Consider the following 16,694-nt stretch of genomic DNA (forward strand, 5'->3'; position numbering starts at 1 on the left):
CCGGGACAAGAGACAAACACCCCCGGCACGGCTTCATGCCAATACCGGGAGCGCCTGGGTATTACTGGATGTTGGCGGACGCTTTACGCACCTGGTCGACTACCGACGGCGGCAGCGGGATGTAACCCATCGAGTCGGCGATGGTCTGGCCTTTGGTCAGGCTGTACTCGACCATTTCACGCATGGCCTTGGCTTTTTCCGGGTTGCCGTTGTCCTTGCGGAAAATCATCCAGGTATAGGAAGTGATCGGGTAGGACTTGGCACCGTCCGGGTCAGGCAGCCAGGCCACCAGGTTTTCCGGCATGTTCACTGCTGCCAGTGCTTCGGCACCGCTCTCGGCATTCGGCACGACGTATTGGCCAGCCTTGTTCTGCAACACGGCGAAATCGACCTTGGCCAGCTTGGCGAAGCCGTACTCGATGTAGCCGATGGCGCCCGGGGTCTGGCGGACGGTGGCGGTTACGCCGTCGTTCTTCGGCGACTTGATGAACTTGTCGGTGGCCGGCCAGTTGACCGTGTTGCCTTCGCCCAGCCCTTGCTTGAAGTCTGCGTTGATGGCCGACAGGTGCTTGGTGAAGACGGCAGTGGTACCACTGGAGTCGGCACGCACGACCACGGTGATCGGGGTGGCAGGCAGCTTCAGGTCAGGGTTGGCCGCCGCGATTTGCGGGTCGTTCCACTGGGTGATCTTGCCGAGGAAGATATTGGAGTAGACGTCGCGCGGCAGCTTCAGCCCTTTAGGGTTGCCCGGCAGGTTGTAAGCCAGGACGATTTCACCGGCTGTCATTGGCAGCAACTGCACGCCTTCGCCAACCTTGGCAATGTCTGCTTCGCTCATGGCCGAGTCGCTGGCGGCGAAGTCGACGGTCTTGTTCAGGAAGTCCTGAACGCCCGCGCCGCTGCCCTTGGACTGGTAATCGACGGTGACGCCAGCCGTGTTCTTGCTGAAGTCCTTGAACCAGGTCAGGTAGATCGGTGCAGGGAAGCTGGCGCCCGAACCGGTCAAGCGGACGTTTTCTGCAGCAAAGGCTGCCGAGGTGGCGCAAAGGGAAACCGCAACGGCGAGTGCAGCAGACTTCATCAGGCGTTTCATCAAAAAGTGCTCCGTGTGATGGCCAGCACACTTTGCATCAGCTGTGTTACAACTTTGTGACTGTTGAATGGCAAGCCGCGCGGTAGAGCTTTTTGCCTGTGCCATCAGCCGCTGAGGCGGAACCCTGAAACGGCACCAGCCTCATCGCAAACGCTTCTATGTGTCGATAGACCCTGCAAAGCAGCACAAGGAACAAGAACCGGGCCACGGCAGGCGATCAACCAATACTGGCGAGATCTGCATCACCGGCATCCCCACAGCGGTTGCGGCATGCACATTCGAACTCGGCTTGGGCACGGGTGGAAAAGTTCAGGCTCAGACGCATCTTGTCTTGCGTGTCATAGAGGTCATACCCCTCCGCCAGTGCGGCGGGAAAGCCGAGCCGCCGAGGATAAGCCTCTTTCTTGGGTGGCACTGCGGGAACCACAACGAAGCGTGTCTGCATGATCATCCCCTTCGGCAGTGCTTAAGTATTAGTACTGCTATGTGAAAGCATCAAGATGACTCATGCAATATTTTGGGTCAGCCGACTATTTTCGCTGTGATGAGTGAGCAGAAGCCCAGCAGGCAAATGACCCCGATGCCATAGAACAACGTTCTCCATGGCTGCAGGCCCCGCAGATAGGCCAGCGTATGCAAGACCCTGGCAACCGTGAACACCGTACTCAGCCACAGCACCGGTTGCGTGGCTGCTTCCAGCGCGACAGCCAGCCCGCCGAGGGCAAAGAACACGGGAATGTTCTCCAGATCATTGGCCCATACCTTGGCAGCACGTGTCACCTGCGGGCGTTCAACGGCCTGGGCGACGCGCCTGAACACGGCAGCGTCCTCCGGGTTGGTGAACGCGACGAAGCGCAAGCGGTGATAGCCCTGATAGCAGGAAACCAGGAACATCTTGAGGAACAGCACCACCACGCACAGCGCATAGACCTGCAGAGCACCGCTCATGGCTGGCGCCCCTCGGCAACGCCTCTGGTTACCAGGTACAGCAACGGCCCCAGCGAAACGAACATGACGGTCAGCATCAGGTAAGGCAGCACCGCGATCCCGGCTCTGCCGCGCATGCGGTTGTCTCTCACCATCCAGCAACCGGCCAGCCCGGCCATCAGGTACAGGTCGATGACCACCTGGGCGGTATCCGGCCGCGCCAGCAGTGCCGACCCGAATGCCAGCAGCGATTGCTCGGCAATCAGCAGCGTCCAGCCGGTGTACAGCGAAAACAGCACCAGTACCGCCAGCGCGCAGATACGCAAGCCCATATGGCTCTCCTTGATAGGGTTTGCCGGCACAGTAGTGATAGGGTTGCTTGCACTCAATGACCCGTGAGGTCATGGACATTGCACTCAAGGACGATCAGGGCAACGCATGAATCATCATCTGTTCCATCGCAGCAACCCTGCCCCACACATCTCAGCGGGCCAGCATCTTCGCGAACTGCGCCGTCAGGCCAACCTCAGCCAGCTGGAACTGGCGCTGCTGACGGGACTGTCGCAGCGTCATCTGAGCTGTGTGGAAACAGGACGCGCCAAAGCCAGCCCAGGCACCTTGCATGCCCTCCTGTCGGCCCTGGATGCACCGCTGGAGCGGTGCAACGAAGTGTTCGTTGCTGCAGGATACGCGCCCCGCTACGCCGCCACACCACTCGATGCGCCTGAACTGGCCTTGGTGAATACTGCCATCGAGCATATTCTGCAGGTGAACAACCCCGCTCCGGCGATCGTCATCGACAGCAACTGGGACGTCATCGCCGCCAATGCCAGTACCGGCCTGCTGCTGGCGATGGCCGGTGTCAGCGCACAGGCGGCGACCGGCCTCAACCTGCTGCAGACACTGCTGTGCCCCGGTGGTCTGGGTGATCACCTGGCCAACGCGCCGGAAATCCGCGCTGCAGCCTGGCACCGCGCATCCAGGGAGGCCGCAGGCAATCCGGCACTGGCAGCGCACTTGCGCGACTTGCCGGCCCCGGTAAGCCCGTGCCAGACGGCGACAGCCACCCCCTTGTTGCTGACCCGCGTGAACACCCCGTATGGCGAGCTGAGGTTCCTGTCCACGTTCACCACCTTCGGCATGCCGCTGGATGTCACCGTGCAGTCATTGCGCATCGAACACCTGATCCCCGCCGACGCACAGACCCGGCAAAGCATGCAGGCAGCGTTCGAGCAATGGTCGGCCGTTACAGCGTGAACGCCAGGGTTTGGCCAAGGAACCTGGCGCTGACCTGGTGACCCGTTTCATGCAGGTTTGCAGCTACACCGGCAGTTCGGTGGTCAACTTGATTTTTTCCATCGGTACTTCGGTCTTTACGTTCTGGACCACGCTCAGGCTGGTCAGGTGCGCCACCTGGAAGCGTCGATAGGCCTCCAAGTCTGCTGCCACTACCCGTAGCATCAAATCACAATCGCCCGCCATCACATGGCACTCCACCACTTCGGGCAACTGGCGTACGGCCTCCACAAATTCGTCCGTGGTTTCCTGGTCCTGACGCTTGAGCCACACCCTCACGAAAAGGGTCAGGCCCAGCGAGACTTTGGCCGGGTCCAGCAGCGCCACATAACGCTCGATCACCCCTGCCTCCTCCAGCAGGCGTACCCGGCGCAGGCACGGCGAGGCAGACAAGCCTACCTGTTTGGCCAGCTCCTGGTTCTGCAACCTGCCGTCACGCTGCAGCGCCCGGAGGATACGTCGATCGATGGCATCTAGCTTGATTGGCATTGAAAAACCTTTTTCTCGATATTATAGGTAGCCACTTCCAAATATTCAGTGCATGAGCGCAATTACGCAAGCAAATTCCAGTAGTTCCTTGGAATAATTTGCCTCCACTGGAGGTAACCATGAATACCCTTGAACCTGTCCTGAACGACCCACCCGATACCACGCCGCACAGCGAGCTGCGCCGTGGCGCCGTTGCCGCCCTGCCGGTCTTGCTTGGGTTCATCCCCTTTGCCCTGGTACTCGGTGCGCAAGCCTCCCAACACCAATTGACAGCAGGCGCAGTGGCACTGATGACCGGCCTCAACTTCGGTGGCGGCTCGGAGTTCGCCGCAATCGAGCTGTGGACCTCACCGCCGGCAATCCTTGTGATTGTTGCCATGACCCTGCTGATCAACAGCCGCCACTTATTGATGGGCGCGACACTGGCGCCTTGCTTGAGCCACCTGCCGTTGCCCAAGGTATTAGGGGCGCTGTTCTTCATGTGTGACGAGAGTTGGGCCATGGGCCTGGCCGATGCACGCCGGCGTGGCGGCTTCAGCCTGCGCTACTTCATGGGCGTGTCGCTATCCCTCTGGATCACCTGGGTCACCTTCACCAGCCTTGGTACGCAGATCGGGCCGCTGCTCGGCGACCTGCGAAGCTATGGCTTCGACATGGCCTTCGCCGCGGTCTTCCTGGTACTGCTCAAAGGCCTGTGGAAAGGTGTACACGCTGCCCTGCCATGGCTGTTCAGCCTGTTTACCGCAGCGCTGTTCTACCTGCTGATCCCCGGTGGCTGGTACGTGCTCGCGGGCACGGTAGCCGGCCTGGTGACTGCCTATTTGTGGGCCAAGCCATGATTGACGTTGCTACGCTGGTCACCATCATTGGCATGGCCGTGGTCACCTACCTGACCCGTGCGCTGGGCTTTCTACTGCTGCGCAACCGCACCCTGGGCCCGCAACTGGCCCAGGTGCTCAACGCCGCGCCCGGTTGCGTGCTGATTGCCGTGATCGCACCCAAGTTCGTTTCCGGGCACCCGGCCGACCTGATTGCTCTGGGGCTTACCGTGTACGCCGCTGCGCGGTTTTCCCTCTTGCCGGTGGTGGTATTTGCCATTGTCGTGACGGGGTTGCTGCGTGTGCTGTTGCCGGCATGACCTGCCGCTACACCTACACGCCATTGACCCAGATCAAGCCCTTGCGCCGAGTTCGCGCGACGATGGCTGCACGCAAGGAACGACTCAAGTACCGCCAAGCGCACTGTGCTCAAGGTTTACCGCTTGATCACGGTGCGCGACCTTGGACAAGGAGCCCCACATGAACCCGCTGAAACACATACTGGTTGCCACCGACCTTTCCCCACACGCCCGCAACGCAGCTGAGCGCGCTGCCTACCTGAGCGATGCGCAGCAGGCCTCGCTGGACCTGCTTTACGTTGCCAACCCGGCACCCTTCGAGCGCCTCAAACAGTTGATGACGCCTGATGACGACCTGCTGAAACGCGTACTGGATAGCGCTGGCGAAAAAACCCGCGCACTGGCAGCCATGCTGTTCCAGCGCTACGGTATCTCCGCTGGCGTGCAGGTCGCCAGCGGGTCGGTGATCACGGAGATCAACCGGGTGGCGCAGGACAAGCACAGCAACCTGCTGGTGTGTGGGGCCAGGGGCCAGAGCGTGGCGCGGCGCCTGCTGCTGGGTTCAACCGTGCAGAAAATGCTCAACCACATGCCCTGCCCTTTGCTCGTGGTCAAGCCGGCCCCTCGTGATGCCTACCGCACTGTGCTGGTGCCGGTCGATTTTTCGCCCGTTTCACTGCGCACCCTCAAACTGGCCAAGGCCATTGCCCCGCAAGCGGAGATCATTCTGCTGCATGTGTACGAAGCCCCGTTTGAAGCCAGCGTGCGCTTCGCCCATATCGACCACAGCACCCTCACCCACTACCGCAATGTCATTCGCAAGGATGCAGAAGCACAACTCGCGGCGTTGAGTGAGGCTGCCGGCATGGCCGATGCACGGCAGGTCCTGGTGCACGGTAACCCGGGCTGGTGCATTGTCGAGCAGGAGCAGGAGCTGGAGTGCGACCTGATTGTGGTCGGCAAGCAGGGGGCAAGCGCGCTGGAGGAGCTGCTGGTGGGCAGCGTCACCAAGCATGTGCTGAACGAATCACTGTGTGATGTGCTGGTGGCGCCATAGGCGGCATGAGCACGCTGCAGTGCCGCCTCTTGCACCTGTCCGGGTCAAGCACAAGCGCCCTTGGCTAGCCTGACTGCGCGCGGGTTAGGGAAGAAAGGCCCCCGCCCATAGCATTCGCAAGCGGGACGCCATTGCTCAGAGCAGCCGCTCTACGCAAGGCGTTTCATCGATTGCACTGATGATTACTATCGAGCGGCCTGCCTGTCGGCCAGGCAAGGCCGTCTCTACAATCGCCTGCAAATCCCCCCGCTCTTGCGCCTGCTACAGGCGAGATCCCTCATGGAACCTATCCCATGCCAAGCAACAGCCAGGCCCCTCGCGGCCTTCCCGAACACAATCAACAGAGTATCACCCAGCAATGGCTGGCAATCCTCTCAGTAGCCGTGGGTGCGTTCGCCCTGGTCACCAGTGAGTTCCTCCCGGTGGGGGTGCTGAACGATGTGGCCAGCGACCTTGGCATCAGTGCAGGCCTTGCCGGCCTGATGGTGACCTTGCCCGGCATCATGGCTGCATTGGCCGCCCCGCTGATTTCCGTAGGCGTCGGCGCACTGGACCGGCGCTACCTGCTGATCGGCCTGACGCTGATCATGATCATCGCCAACGCCATCGTGGCCTACGCCAGCGACTTCAGCCTGCTGTTGGCCGGCCGGGTGCTACTGGGTATCAGTATTGGCGGCTTCTGGGCCACAGCCATCGCCCTCAGCGGCCGCCTGGCACCTGACGGGATGGGCGTAGCCAAAGCCAACTCCATCATCATGGCTGGCGTAACCCTGGCGACCGTAGTGGGCGTGCCTGTGGGCACCTGGCTGAGTGGCCTGATGGGCTGGCGCATGACGTTCCTGGTCACTGCACTGGTAGGCGTACCGGTGCTGCTGGCACAGGTATTCCTGCTGCCGCGGCTGATGCCGGAAAAGGCCATCCGCATCCGCGACCTGCCGGCGTTGTTCATCAACCCGCAAGCACGGGTCGGCTTGATCGCCGTATTGCTGATCGGCCTGGCACACTTTGCTGCGTACACCTATGTCGCACCGTTTTTCAAACAGAATGCCGGCTTTGACGGGCCTACGATCGGTTCATTGTTGCTGTTGTATGGCGTGGCCGGCTTCATGGGTAACATCTTCGCCGGCTTTGCTGCCAACCGCAGCGTGCGGCATACGCTGATGCTGGTCGCGCTCATGATCGCAGTCAGCACCGCCCTGTTCCCCCACTTCGCCACCGGCATGACGGGTGCCGCGATGCTGATCGCACTGTGGGGCTTTGCCTTCGGTGCGTTCCCGGCTTGCGCCAATATCTGGATGTTTGTCGTGGCGCCCAAGGACGTCGAGCGTGGCATGCCACTGTTCGTGGCCATGTTCCAGGTGATCATTGCCGTGGGCTCGTTCTTCGGCGGGCAAGTCGTAGACCATATGGGCACTGCGGTACTGCTGAGCCTGGCCACGGCGCTGGTGGGCTGTGGCTTTGTCACCGTGCTGGTGCTGGGGCGCAACGTCAGCAACGATCTGGCGGCGCAGCCAGGCTGAGCAGCCGCCCAGGGCGGCTGCGCAATGCTTGAGGCCGTGAAACCGAGGCGCCTGCTTCGCGGGCAAGCCCGCTCCCACAGGTACCGTACGGCCCCAGGCGCTTGCATTAGCTGCAATCGCCCCGCTCGGGCTGACGTGGTTGCCTGGCGCACATCACCTGAACCTCGGCACCACGGGCCCTGGCCAGCAGCTCCTCGGTGTCATCGCCACCGGGCAAGGCAAGCAACAGGTCAGGGCGGCTGTCATTGAGCATGAACAGGTTGCGCAAGCGTTCGGCCTGCTTGCCGTGCAGCTGCCAGTTTGGCGGGTAGCGCACCAGATCGGCGCCATGTTCGCGCGCCCAGCTTTCGATTTCCCCGCCAAGGAACTGGCTGCCACCGTGGATCAACACCCGGATTGGCCGCTGGCGCTGGACGTCGTCCAAGGCCTGCCGGCAGCGCCGGGTGTCGGCGTAGTTGCGTCCTGCACAGATCAGTACTCGCATGGTCGGCTCTCCTTGAATGACTCAGAACCACTGGCCGAAACGGCGGATGTAGAGGGTCTTCATGGCCTGGGCGACCACGCAGTAGCCCAGCAGGGTGGCGACCAGCCAAGGGAAGTACTCCCACGGCAGCGGCACCAGGCCAACCATCGCCCCCACAGGGGAGAACGGGATATAGATACCCAATGCCATGACCAGCCCCGTTGCCAATACCACTGGCAATGCAGCGGTACTCTGGAAGAACGGCACCTTGCGAGTGCGCAGCATGTGCACTACCAGCGTCTGAGACAGCAACCCCTCGATGAACCAGCCAGACTGGAACAGCGCCTGCATTTCGACGCTGTTGGCGGCGAACACGTACCACATCAGGGCGAACGTGGTGATGTCGAAGATCGACGACGTAGGACCTATCCACAACATGAAGCGGCCGATGTTGCGGGCATCCCATTTGCGTGGCTTGCTGAGGAACGCCTTGTCCATGCGGTCCCAGGGCAGCGACAGCTGGGAAAAGTCATACATCAGGTTCTGCAGCAACAAGTGAATCGCCAGCATCGGCAGGAACGGAATGAACGCACTGGCCACCAGGACCGAGAACACGTTGCCGAAATTGGAACTGGCAGTCATGCACAGGTACTTCATGATGTTGCCAAAGGTTTCGCGGCCTTTGAGCACGCCCTCCTCGAGCACCATCAGGCTCTTTTCCAGCAAAATGATATCGGCCGATTCCTTGGCGATGTCAGTGCCGCTGTCCACCGAGATACCGACATCAGCATCGCGCAGGGCTGCGGCGTCGTTGATGCCGTCGCCAAGGAAGCCCACGGTGTGACCATTGGCCTGCAAGGCTTTGAGCACCCGTGATTTCTGCAACGGGGTGAGCTTGGCGAAGACGGTGCGCTCCTCCACCTGAAGCTTCAGGGTGGTGTCGTCCATGCCCTCGATGTCCTGGCCGAGCAATGGCTGGCCTGGCGCCAGGCCCACTTCACGGCAAACCTTCGACGTGACCACCGGGTTGTCGCCGGTCAGTACCTTTACCTGCACGCCCATGTCGCGCAAGGCGGCAATGGCCGGGCCGGCAGTTTCCTTGGGCGGGTCGAGGAAGGTCAGCATGCCCTGGATGACCAGATTGCGCTCATCTTCGGTGTGATACTGCGCCTTGCCTTCGGCCGCCGGGATCTCCCGGGTGGCAACCACCAGCACGCGGAAGCCGTCCTGGTTGAAGGCATCGACACTGGCCATCAGATGCTGGCGGCGGCACGGGTCAAGGGCAACGACCTTGTCGCCTTCCTGCACATGGGTGGCGATGGCAAGCATTTCCTCGACCGCCCCTTTGCTTACCAGCAGGTGATCGCCCAAGGCATTCTTCACTACCACTGACAGGCGGCGGCGGATGAAGTCGAACGGCAGTTCGTCGACCTTTGCGTAGGCGTAAGGCGCCTGGAACTGGCGGTCCTGGCCGGCGAAATGCAGCACGGCCTGGTCCATCAGGTTGCGGATGCCGCTTTGGTGATGGCTGTTGAGCCAAGCCAGCTCGAGGATGTGATTGTCGGTTTGGCCGTCGAAGCGCACATGGTGCTCGAGGATGATCCGGTCCTGGGTGACCGTGCCGGTCTTGTCGGTGCACAGTACATCCATGGAGCCCAGGTTCTGGATGGCATTCAGGCGTTTGACCACCACCTTGCGCCGGGCCATGGCCACGGCGCCCTTGGCCAGGTTGGCGCTGACGATCATCGGCAGCATTTCCGGGGTCAGGCCCACTGCCACGGCAAGCGCGAAGAGGAAGGCATCACCCCAGTCGCCTTTAACCACTCCGTTGATCATGAATACCACTGGCACCATCACCAGCATGAAGCGGATCAACAGGCTGCTGACGCTGTTCACGCCGCGGTCAAACGCGGTCTGGCTGCGCGAACCGGCAATGGCCTTGGCCAGCGAGCCAAAATAGGTGCGTCGGCCGGTGGCGACCACCACGGCGCGGGCGCGGCCACTGACCACATTGGTCCCCATGAAGCAGATGTTCGGCAACTCGAGCAGGTTATCCTGATGTGCGCCATGCTCGGCGGCGGACTTCTGCGCGACATTACCCAAGGTGTCGTACTTTTCGACCGGCAACGCTTCGCCGGTGAGCACGGCCTGGCTGATAAACAGGTCTCGCGCTTCGAGCAGGCGGATATCGGCGGGAATCATGTCACCTGCAGAAAGCTGCACGATGTCGCCGGCCACTAGTTCGTCCATGGGCACTTCGCGCAGGCGCGGGGCTTGCCCGATCTGCTCGCGGCGCAACACGGTGGCAGTAGTGCGCACCATTGCCTTGAGCGCGTCGGCAGCCTTGTTCGAGCGGTACTCCTGCCAGAAGCGCAGCAGGCTGCTGAGGCTGACCATGGTCATGATGATGATGACCTTGGTCAGGTCGGCGTCGTCGGCTTCGCCTGCGCTGAGCGGCAGCCAGTAGTCGGTGACGAAGCTGATCCCGGCCAGGGTCAGCAGTACATAGATGAACGGGTTATGCAGGGCCTTGAGAAACTGTACCAAGGCGTGGGGTTGCGGGCCGTGGGCGACCTGGTTGGCCCCATTGCGCGCCAGGCGCTTGGCGGCTTCGTGCTCGGTCAGGCCCTGTTCGCTGGCATCGAGGTTGGCGAGGGTGACCGCCAGGCCATTGCGCGCTTCACGGGCGGCGCGGGTGGACAGGCGGGTTTCGCGTTCGGCCTTGGCCGATGAGGTGTTACGGTGTTTGACAGTCATGTTGCTGTGCTCCTGCCGCTGCGGCGGCACGACACACAGACGTTTCACTCAGGCGGTGAACGAAGGCATGTCGGGTCGCTGAATAATGCTGGTTCTTTCCGACAGTTGTCTGTCCGCTGCCGAGAGTCGGAAGTTGTTTCGGCAGCGAACTTTCTACTCGCGCAATCCATGGTTTAATCCCTTTTCATAAACACAGGTCAATAGTTATCCCGCGAACTTTTAACGTGAAAAGTTCGAGCACAAAGATACCGTTTAATATCTGTTATTCAGTGAGAAGTGCGGAGGCTCAAGCGTGCATGAAGACGCGCCAGCACCCCGCACCTACTGGGGGGTTCCTGGTGGTGGTCAAGATAGCCGTGCAGACGCAGCGGCCAGGCGCGGGCCTGCTGTGGCGCAAGGCACGCAGGCTGGCGATGTGAAACGAATGAAGTGAGGTTCATGAGCTTGCCTCCAACCGGCCAACACCGGCGGCGGCAAGTCACAGCGGAGCATCAGGCTCTGGCGCGGCTTGCCCGACCGGGGTGTCGGGACCGGTGTTCCGGTTCAAGTGCCTGACCGGGCCATACGGCAGGGGTCAGACAGCGACTAGATACTGTGTCCATTGAATTCTTCAGTGAAGGGAAAAAAGGCCCCGCGCTCGGGGCGGTCGAACTTTATTCAAGCGTAGTATCGAAGTCAACCCGCAAAGGGAACTTTGAATAAGTTTAACCTTATCTTAATGTTCCACGCAGGCGCAGCGGCTCAAACCTTGAACCGCCCCACCAACGCCGTCATCTCCCCCACCAGCCCCGACAACGCCTTGCTCGCCTCGCTGGTCTGCTGCGCACCTGCCGCGGAATGGTTCGACAGTTCGCGGATGTTCAGCAAGTTGCGGTCTACTTCCCGCGCCACCTGAGCCTGCTCTTCGGCCGCACTGGCAATGACCAGATTGCGCTCGTTGATTTCGCCGATCGCACTGTAGATGCCCTCCAGCACTTGCCCCGAGGCCAGAGTCACGTCCAGTGTCGACTGGGCGCGGTTGGTGCTGGCCTGCATGGAAGCCACCGCAGCTTCGGTCCCCGCCTGCACGCTGCCGATCATCTGCTCGATTTCCTGGGTCGATTGTTGCGTGCGGTAGGCCAGTGTGCGCACCTCATCCGCCACCACCGCAAAGCCGCGCCCGGCCTCACCGGCACGGGCCGCCTCGATGGCAGCATTGAGCGCCAGCAGGTTGGTCTGCTCGGACACCGAGCGGATCACTTCCAGCACCTTGCCGATGTCCCGCACCTGCCCCACCAACTGCTGCAGGTGCGCACTGCTGGTCTGGATTTCGCGGGTCATGGCTTCGGTGCCGTCAATGTTTTCACTGACTTGCCGGCGGCTTTGCGCGGCCAGCTGGTTGGATTCACTGGTGGTTTGCGAGGTGGTGATCGCGTTGCGCGCAACCTCCTCCACTGCCGTGGTCATTTCGGTCACGGCAGTCGCGGCCTGCTCCAGCTCCTGCCCCTGCTGACGCAGGTTGTTGGCGCTTTCCTCGGTGACCGCGTTCAACGCTGTGGCAGCGGCGTCCAGCTGCCGGGCACAGTTGTTGATTTGCCCAAGGGTGTCGCGCTGGCTCTGTTGCATGCGCTGCAGCTCATGGAACAGTTGGCCGATCTCGTTGTTACCCTGCCCTTGCACCGGCACACTCAGGTCGCCACTGGCAATGCGCTGGAAATGCCCACCGGCTTCACGCAGTGGGTGCAACACACGCTGGGCAATGAAAGCCCAGCACAGCACCGCCAGCACCACGGTCATGCCCAGCAGGCACACGCTCAGCAATTGTGCCCGGGCCAGACGCCGGTCCGACTCGAGCATGATTTGCTGGCCACGCTCGCTCAGCGTGGTCACCAGTTGCTGGCGCAGGGTTTGCAGCCGTCCCATGGCATTACCGGCATCGCTGTTGACCTTGAAATACTGCTCCAGCGAACGCTGGCGGGTCGCATCACGCTGCCCGGCCACCGCCTTGGCGTATTCGGCAAAGGTTGCCTGCAGCTCGGTTGCCAGCACGCGAAGGGCGGGTTCGCGGGCGTTTTCGACAAATTCGTCGACCAGCGCCTGGCTCTTGTTGTTCAGCTCCACCGACAGCGCCATGCGCTTGCCTGCACTCTCGTCATGGCCACCCAACTGCTCGATAAAGCCCGAAGACACGTTGGCGCTGGAACGAATCGCCATCAGCAACGCATTGTTCAACCGGTCCGACTGGTGCGCAGTCTGGTCCAGTTCAGTGATCTGCTGGTCGCTACCCAAGGCAGCCCACCAGGCACTGGCGGTCGAAAACAGCAGGGTCAGGCTGAACAGCGACAACACCCAGAACATTCCGGTGCGAATTTTCAAGTTGGCAAGCATGCAGGCAGTACTCCTTGTTGGCACCACGTCTGGTCGATGATTCGACGGTGGGTGTGCAGCTATCGGAGGTGCTGGCGCAGGCTTGAGGCGCCGTGATGCGGTTATGTGCGGTAACCGAACGGAATGCGTTGAGACCCAGAGGCCTCGAAACCCTTGAGGGCATAACCCTTTTGCATAAATCCTGAGGCCAGCGCGGTTATTGTGGGAGCGGGCTTGCCCGCGAACACGGGCGAAGCCCGTGCCATCCGCTACCGCGCCTTGCCAATCGCTTTCGCTGCGTCTGCCAGGCGTTGGGTCGCCTGCCGGATCTCATCCGCATCCAGCGAAGCAAATCCCAGGCGCAAGGCGTTCTCGGCATGGCCAAACGGTGAAAACTGTCGCCCACTGCGCACCACCAGGTCCAGTTCCAGTGCGTTGTCGACCAACTGATCCACGTTGATCCCATCGGCAAACCTCACCCACAGCGCCAGGCCACCTTCTGACGCCTGCACGCTGATCTGCTCACCGAACGCATCGCGCAAACACCCCAACAAGGTCTCACGCCGGCGCCGGTACTCGCGGTTGACTCGGCGCAGGTGTTTCTTCAGCTCGCCATCATTGATCAGGTCCGCCAACATCTGCTGCATGACTGCATCGCCCTGCCCCAGGGTCAGCATGGCCCTGCGTTCCAGCGCGGTTGTCACTTCCACCGGTGCCACGATATAGCTGCAACGGAACGTACTGCCCAAAGGCTTGGACAGTGAGCCGATGTAAATCACGTGCCGTTGCTGGCGGTCGCTGGCCAAAGGCAGATAGGGCCGCCCGGCAAAGTGGTATTCGTAGTCGTAATCTTCTTCGACCACGCAAAAGGCATGCTGGCGCGCCAGTTCCAGCAGCTGTTGCCTGCGCCCGGCTGGCAGGCTGACCGTGGTCGGGAACTGGTGATGGGGCGTTATGTACATCATCCGCACCTTGTGCTGCCGGCACAGGGCCTCGAGCTGGTCGACCCGGCAACCCTCATGGTCCAGCTCCACGGTCACCAGGTGGGCACCCAACTGACGGAAGATCTCCCACGCTGGGGGGTAACTCAGGCGCTCGACCAGCACAACGTCACCCGGCTTGAGCAACACACTGGCCACGAGGGACAGCGACATCTGCACCCCTTGGGTCAGGCAGATATGCTCGGCGCCAACGTTCAGGCTGCGATTGTGCCGCAGCATATCGGCCAGGGCGCTGCGCAGATTGCGGCTGCTGCACTCGCTGCCATGGCGCACGCTGTTGCTGGTGAAGCTGCTGCGCAAGGCATTACGGTAATAACGGTGCAGTACAGCCTGTGGCAGCAGGCGGTGGTCACAGGCGCCGTTGTCGAAGAACAAGGCCCCTGGACGCCCTTGCTGGGCTACAGCCTGTTCGTTCGCCTTGAAGTAGGCAACGGCAGGCTCCTCTGGCAGCGCCAGGGCAAAAGGCCGCACGGCACCGGAAACGGCCGCTGTGCCAGGCGCCAGCTGCTGGCTGACAAAGGTGCCCCGGCGTTGCACGCTTTGCAGCCAGCCCTTGGTCTCGGCTTCCTCGTAAGCAAGGATCACGGTCTTGCGATTGACGTTCAGCAGTTGCGCCATCTCCCGCGTGCCCGGCAACGGCGTGCCAGGGCGCAGGCGACCCTCGCTGATTGCGGCCACCAGCCCTTCGACAATCTGCCGGTACGACGCTTGCGCCCCATCGAGCTTGAGCAGTGGCTGCCATTTACGAAGCTGGACCATATGAAATATCCAAAACTGGAGGTTCTGCTGGTCCTGGACTATAGCAACAATCGGACCTCCATTTGCCCCGAGGTGTTCATGCAAAGCCGCCACGTCATTGAGTTGTCGCCCTCGGGCAAAACCTTCGAAGCCAGCCAGGAGTTGCTGCTCGATGCCATGCTCGCCAGCGGCCTGCCGGTACCCTTCTCCTGCCGCCGCGGCGCCTGCGGCTCGTGCAAGGTCAAGGTGGTGTCGGGGCAGCATCAGGACAAGCAGCGGGATGCGGACACACCGCCGCCTTCCTATCCCTTGGCCGCCGACGAGATGTTGCTGTGCCAGAGCCACGCCTGCAGCGACATGCGCCTGGAAATACCCGGCTGGTCACTGGACGCCCCGGCACTGGAAACCCATGCACAGGTCGTTGGCCAGCGCGCGCTGAGCGCAGATATTGTCGAACTGGTGCTGCAGCCTGCTCAGCCGCTGGAGGTGCGGGCGGGCCAGTACATGCGGTTTCAGTTGGACAACGGCGACAGCCGCTGTTTCTCCATCGCCAACCTGCCTGCCCAGGAACAAGGGCAACTGGTGTTTCACATCCGCAAGGTCAGCGGCGGCCTGTTCACCGAAGGCTTGCTGCCCACCCTGCAAGCAGGTGCAACGGTAAAGCTCGAAGGCCCGCTGGGCGCCTGTACCTGGCAGCACGATGACCAGCGCCCGCTGATCCTTTTCGCCACCGGCACAGGTTACGCCGGCATCAAACCGCTGCTGCTGACGGCCTTGGCCGGCGACGCCGAAGTCACGCTGTACTGGGGCGGCTCATCGCCGGCGGATTTTTATGACCGCGAATTTCTCGACGTGTCCAGCAGTGCGCACCCGCACTTCCGCTGGCAACCGGTGCTCTCGGCCCAGGCACGTATACAGCAGGTGGCGCTCAGCCAGACGCATCGGTGGGACGAAGCCCAGGTCTATGCCTGCGGCAATGCCACGATGATCACCCAGGCCCGCGAGCAATGCCTTGCGGCAGGGGTACAGCCCCATCGTTTTGTGGCCGAGGCCTTTGTCGCCAGTGGTGCACTGACAACGCAGGCTTCAGCAGCCAGCACGCTGCACCCTGAGCTGGAAAAGGTCGGCCCACGTTATTCGCTGGACGGCATGCTCGCGGCCCGCGAACAGTCGGTGCGGGCCGTGGCCGCCATTGCCAGCCAACTGCAGGTCGGCATGACCACCGCACAGGCACTGGAGATGGCCGCGCATACCCTGCAGGCGATGGGCGCCTCACACACCTGGCACCCCACCTACATCCGATTTGGCGACGATACCGTGCGTACGCCACGGCAAGGCATTGACCTCCAACGTGCGCTACGCGCCACGGACATCGTCGTGGTCGACGTTGGCCCGGTATGGGATGGCTATGAAGGTGACTATGGCGATACGTTCGTGTTTGGCCAGCACGCCCTGCACCACGCCTGCGTGAAGGCACTGCATGAAGTGTTCGACGAGACTCGCCAGGCCTGGGGCCGCGGGTTGACCGGACGTGAACTGTATGACTTCGCCGAGCGCAGTGCCCAGGCCAAAGGTTGGCAGCTGGAGCGCAACCTGGCCGGGCATCGCATCGCCGACTTCCCGCATGTGTTGTATAGCCAGGACAAGCTGGCCGAGGTGGAGATTGTCCCGAGCGAGGTGGTATGGGTGCTGGAGATACAACTGTGCCACCCTACCGAACCTGTCGGGGCATTCTTCGAAGACATCCTGATTGGCGAACGCATGCCGGGCGCTGCCACGGCAGCTTGATGCCGCCAATAAAAGCACGCGCTGTGTGCTTTGGGTTAACGCCTCAAGGCTCGGCCCTTGAACCCGTAACAGGTTAAAGTTGGCAGCAGAAGGAAACCATAC

The 16,694-nt window shown here is 61.8% G+C and carries 15 protein-coding genes; 6 read left to right on the plus strand and 9 right to left on the minus strand.

The window, feature by feature from the left end; genetic code table 11:
- Positions 1-61: 61 nt before the first annotated feature.
- The 4 genes from pstS to INQ47_RS12740 form a co-directional block, all read right to left on the minus strand.
- Positions 62-1,093: a phosphate ABC transporter substrate-binding protein PstS gene (gene pstS / locus INQ47_RS12725; RefSeq protein ID WP_176684119.1), complete on the minus strand. Its 1,032-nt coding sequence runs from the start codon at positions 1,091-1,093 to the stop codon at positions 62-64.
- Between the two features lie 217 nt (positions 1,094-1,310).
- On the minus strand, positions 1,311-1,544 hold the full coding sequence (locus tag INQ47_RS12730) for a hypothetical protein (RefSeq protein ID WP_021784019.1): 234 nt from the start codon (positions 1,542-1,544) through the stop codon (positions 1,311-1,313).
- Between the two features lie 71 nt (positions 1,545-1,615).
- Positions 1,616-2,041 carry an MAPEG family protein gene (locus tag INQ47_RS12735; protein ID WP_404701808.1) on the minus strand — a complete coding sequence of 142 codons (426 nt, stop codon included), beginning with the start codon at positions 2,039-2,041 and terminating at the stop codon, positions 1,616-1,618.
- Positions 2,038-2,352: a DUF2834 domain-containing protein gene (locus tag INQ47_RS12740; protein WP_404701809.1), complete on the minus strand. Its 315-nt coding sequence runs from the start codon at positions 2,350-2,352 to the stop codon at positions 2,038-2,040. Before INQ47_RS12740 ends, INQ47_RS12735 begins: the two co-directional genes overlap by 4 nt.
- 106 nt (positions 2,353-2,458) lie before the next feature.
- Between INQ47_RS12740 and INQ47_RS12745 the strand changes: the two genes are divergently transcribed.
- Positions 2,459-3,277: a helix-turn-helix domain-containing protein gene (locus tag INQ47_RS12745; protein ID WP_404701810.1), complete on the plus strand. Its 819-nt coding sequence runs from the start codon at positions 2,459-2,461 to the stop codon at positions 3,275-3,277.
- Between the two features lie 63 nt (positions 3,278-3,340).
- Here INQ47_RS12745 and INQ47_RS12750 read toward each other — a convergent pair whose 3' ends face one another.
- Positions 3,341-3,805 (minus strand): Lrp/AsnC family transcriptional regulator, encoded by a 465-nt coding sequence (locus tag INQ47_RS12750; RefSeq protein WP_014753443.1) that lies wholly within the window; start codon positions 3,803-3,805, stop codon positions 3,341-3,343.
- Positions 3,806-3,924: 119 nt separating this feature from the next.
- On the opposite strand from INQ47_RS12750, the gene INQ47_RS12755 reads away from it, so the two are divergent.
- The 4 genes from INQ47_RS12755 to INQ47_RS12770 all read left to right on the plus strand — a co-directional run bounded on the left by INQ47_RS12755 (position 3,925) and on the right by INQ47_RS12770 (position 7,499).
- On the plus strand, positions 3,925-4,644 hold the full coding sequence (locus INQ47_RS12755; RefSeq protein ID WP_404701811.1) for an AzlC family ABC transporter permease: 720 nt from the start codon (positions 3,925-3,927) through the stop codon (positions 4,642-4,644).
- Entirely contained in the window at positions 4,641-4,943 is a 303-nt protein-coding gene (locus tag INQ47_RS12760; protein WP_209966648.1) for an AzlD family protein, read from the plus strand. The genes INQ47_RS12755 and INQ47_RS12760 overlap by 4 nt, the downstream gene beginning before the upstream one ends.
- 160 nt (positions 4,944-5,103) lie before the next feature.
- Positions 5,104-5,979 carry a universal stress protein gene (locus tag INQ47_RS12765; protein ID WP_330509231.1) on the plus strand — a complete coding sequence of 292 codons (876 nt, stop codon included), beginning with the start codon at positions 5,104-5,106 and terminating at the stop codon, positions 5,977-5,979.
- 293 nt (positions 5,980-6,272) lie between these two features.
- Positions 6,273-7,499, plus strand: a complete 1,227-nt coding sequence (locus INQ47_RS12770) for an MFS transporter (protein WP_404701812.1) — start codon at positions 6,273-6,275, stop codon at positions 7,497-7,499.
- A gap of 106 nt (positions 7,500-7,605) precedes the next feature.
- Here INQ47_RS12770 and INQ47_RS12775 read toward each other — a convergent pair whose 3' ends face one another.
- The 4 genes from INQ47_RS12775 to INQ47_RS12790 form a co-directional block, all read right to left on the minus strand.
- On the minus strand, positions 7,606-7,983 hold the full coding sequence (locus INQ47_RS12775) for a DUF2493 domain-containing protein (protein WP_003254146.1): 378 nt from the start codon (positions 7,981-7,983) through the stop codon (positions 7,606-7,608).
- Positions 7,984-8,004: 21 nt separating this feature from the next.
- Positions 8,005-10,719, minus strand: coding sequence for a magnesium-translocating P-type ATPase (mgtA, locus tag INQ47_RS12780; protein ID WP_404701813.1), 2,715 nt, complete (start codon positions 10,717-10,719; stop codon positions 8,005-8,007).
- Between the two features lie 741 nt (positions 10,720-11,460).
- Positions 11,461-13,086 carry a methyl-accepting chemotaxis protein gene (locus INQ47_RS12785; RefSeq protein ID WP_339533818.1) on the minus strand — a complete coding sequence of 542 codons (1,626 nt, stop codon included), beginning with the start codon at positions 13,084-13,086 and terminating at the stop codon, positions 11,461-11,463.
- 248 nt (positions 13,087-13,334) lie between these two features.
- Positions 13,335-14,825 (minus strand): PLP-dependent aminotransferase family protein, encoded by a 1,491-nt coding sequence (locus tag INQ47_RS12790; RefSeq protein ID WP_404701814.1) that lies wholly within the window; start codon positions 14,823-14,825, stop codon positions 13,335-13,337.
- On the opposite strand from INQ47_RS12790, the gene INQ47_RS12795 reads away from it, so the two are divergent.
- Positions 14,826-16,592, plus strand: coding sequence for a M24 family metallopeptidase (locus tag INQ47_RS12795; protein ID WP_404701815.1), 1,767 nt, complete (start codon positions 14,826-14,828; stop codon positions 16,590-16,592). It abuts the gene before it with no gap.
- Positions 16,593-16,694 lie beyond the last annotated feature (102 nt).

Origin of the sequence: Pseudomonas sp. 3HC3 (genome assembly GCF_044904505.1) — a bacterium.
GTDB lineage: Bacteria > Pseudomonadota > Gammaproteobacteria > Pseudomonadales > Pseudomonadaceae > Aquipseudomonas > Aquipseudomonas putida_Y.

Coding starts and splice junctions, on each gene's coding strand:
- pstS (WP_176684119.1), bottom strand. CDS start 1,093: ATGAAACGCCTGATGAAGTCTGCTGCACTCGCCGTTGCGGTTTCCCTT.
- INQ47_RS12730 (WP_021784019.1), bottom strand. CDS start 1,544: ATGATCATGCAGACACGCTTCGTTGTGGTTCCCGCAGTGCCACCCAAG.
- INQ47_RS12735 (WP_404701808.1), bottom strand. CDS start 2,041: ATGAGCGGTGCTCTGCAGGTCTATGCGCTGTGCGTGGTGGTGCTGTTC.
- INQ47_RS12740 (WP_404701809.1), bottom strand. CDS start 2,352: ATGGGCTTGCGTATCTGCGCGCTGGCGGTACTGGTGCTGTTTTCGCTG.
- INQ47_RS12745 (WP_404701810.1), top strand. CDS start 2,459: ATGAATCATCATCTGTTCCATCGCAGCAACCCTGCCCCACACATCTCA.
- INQ47_RS12750 (WP_014753443.1), bottom strand. CDS start 3,805: ATGCCAATCAAGCTAGATGCCATCGATCGACGTATCCTCCGGGCGCTG.
- INQ47_RS12755 (WP_404701811.1), top strand. CDS start 3,925: ATGAATACCCTTGAACCTGTCCTGAACGACCCACCCGATACCACGCCG.
- INQ47_RS12760 (WP_209966648.1), top strand. CDS start 4,641: ATGATTGACGTTGCTACGCTGGTCACCATCATTGGCATGGCCGTGGTC.
- INQ47_RS12765 (WP_330509231.1), top strand. CDS start 5,104: ATGAACCCGCTGAAACACATACTGGTTGCCACCGACCTTTCCCCACAC.
- INQ47_RS12770 (WP_404701812.1), top strand. CDS start 6,273: ATGCCAAGCAACAGCCAGGCCCCTCGCGGCCTTCCCGAACACAATCAA.
- INQ47_RS12775 (WP_003254146.1), bottom strand. CDS start 7,983: ATGCGAGTACTGATCTGTGCAGGACGCAACTACGCCGACACCCGGCGC.
- mgtA (WP_404701813.1), bottom strand. CDS start 10,719: ATGACTGTCAAACACCGTAACACCTCATCGGCCAAGGCCGAACGCGAA.
- INQ47_RS12785 (WP_339533818.1), bottom strand. CDS start 13,086: ATGCTTGCCAACTTGAAAATTCGCACCGGAATGTTCTGGGTGTTGTCG.
- INQ47_RS12790 (WP_404701814.1), bottom strand. CDS start 14,825: ATGGTCCAGCTTCGTAAATGGCAGCCACTGCTCAAGCTCGATGGGGCG.
- INQ47_RS12795 (WP_404701815.1), top strand. CDS start 14,826: ATGAAATATCCAAAACTGGAGGTTCTGCTGGTCCTGGACTATAGCAAC.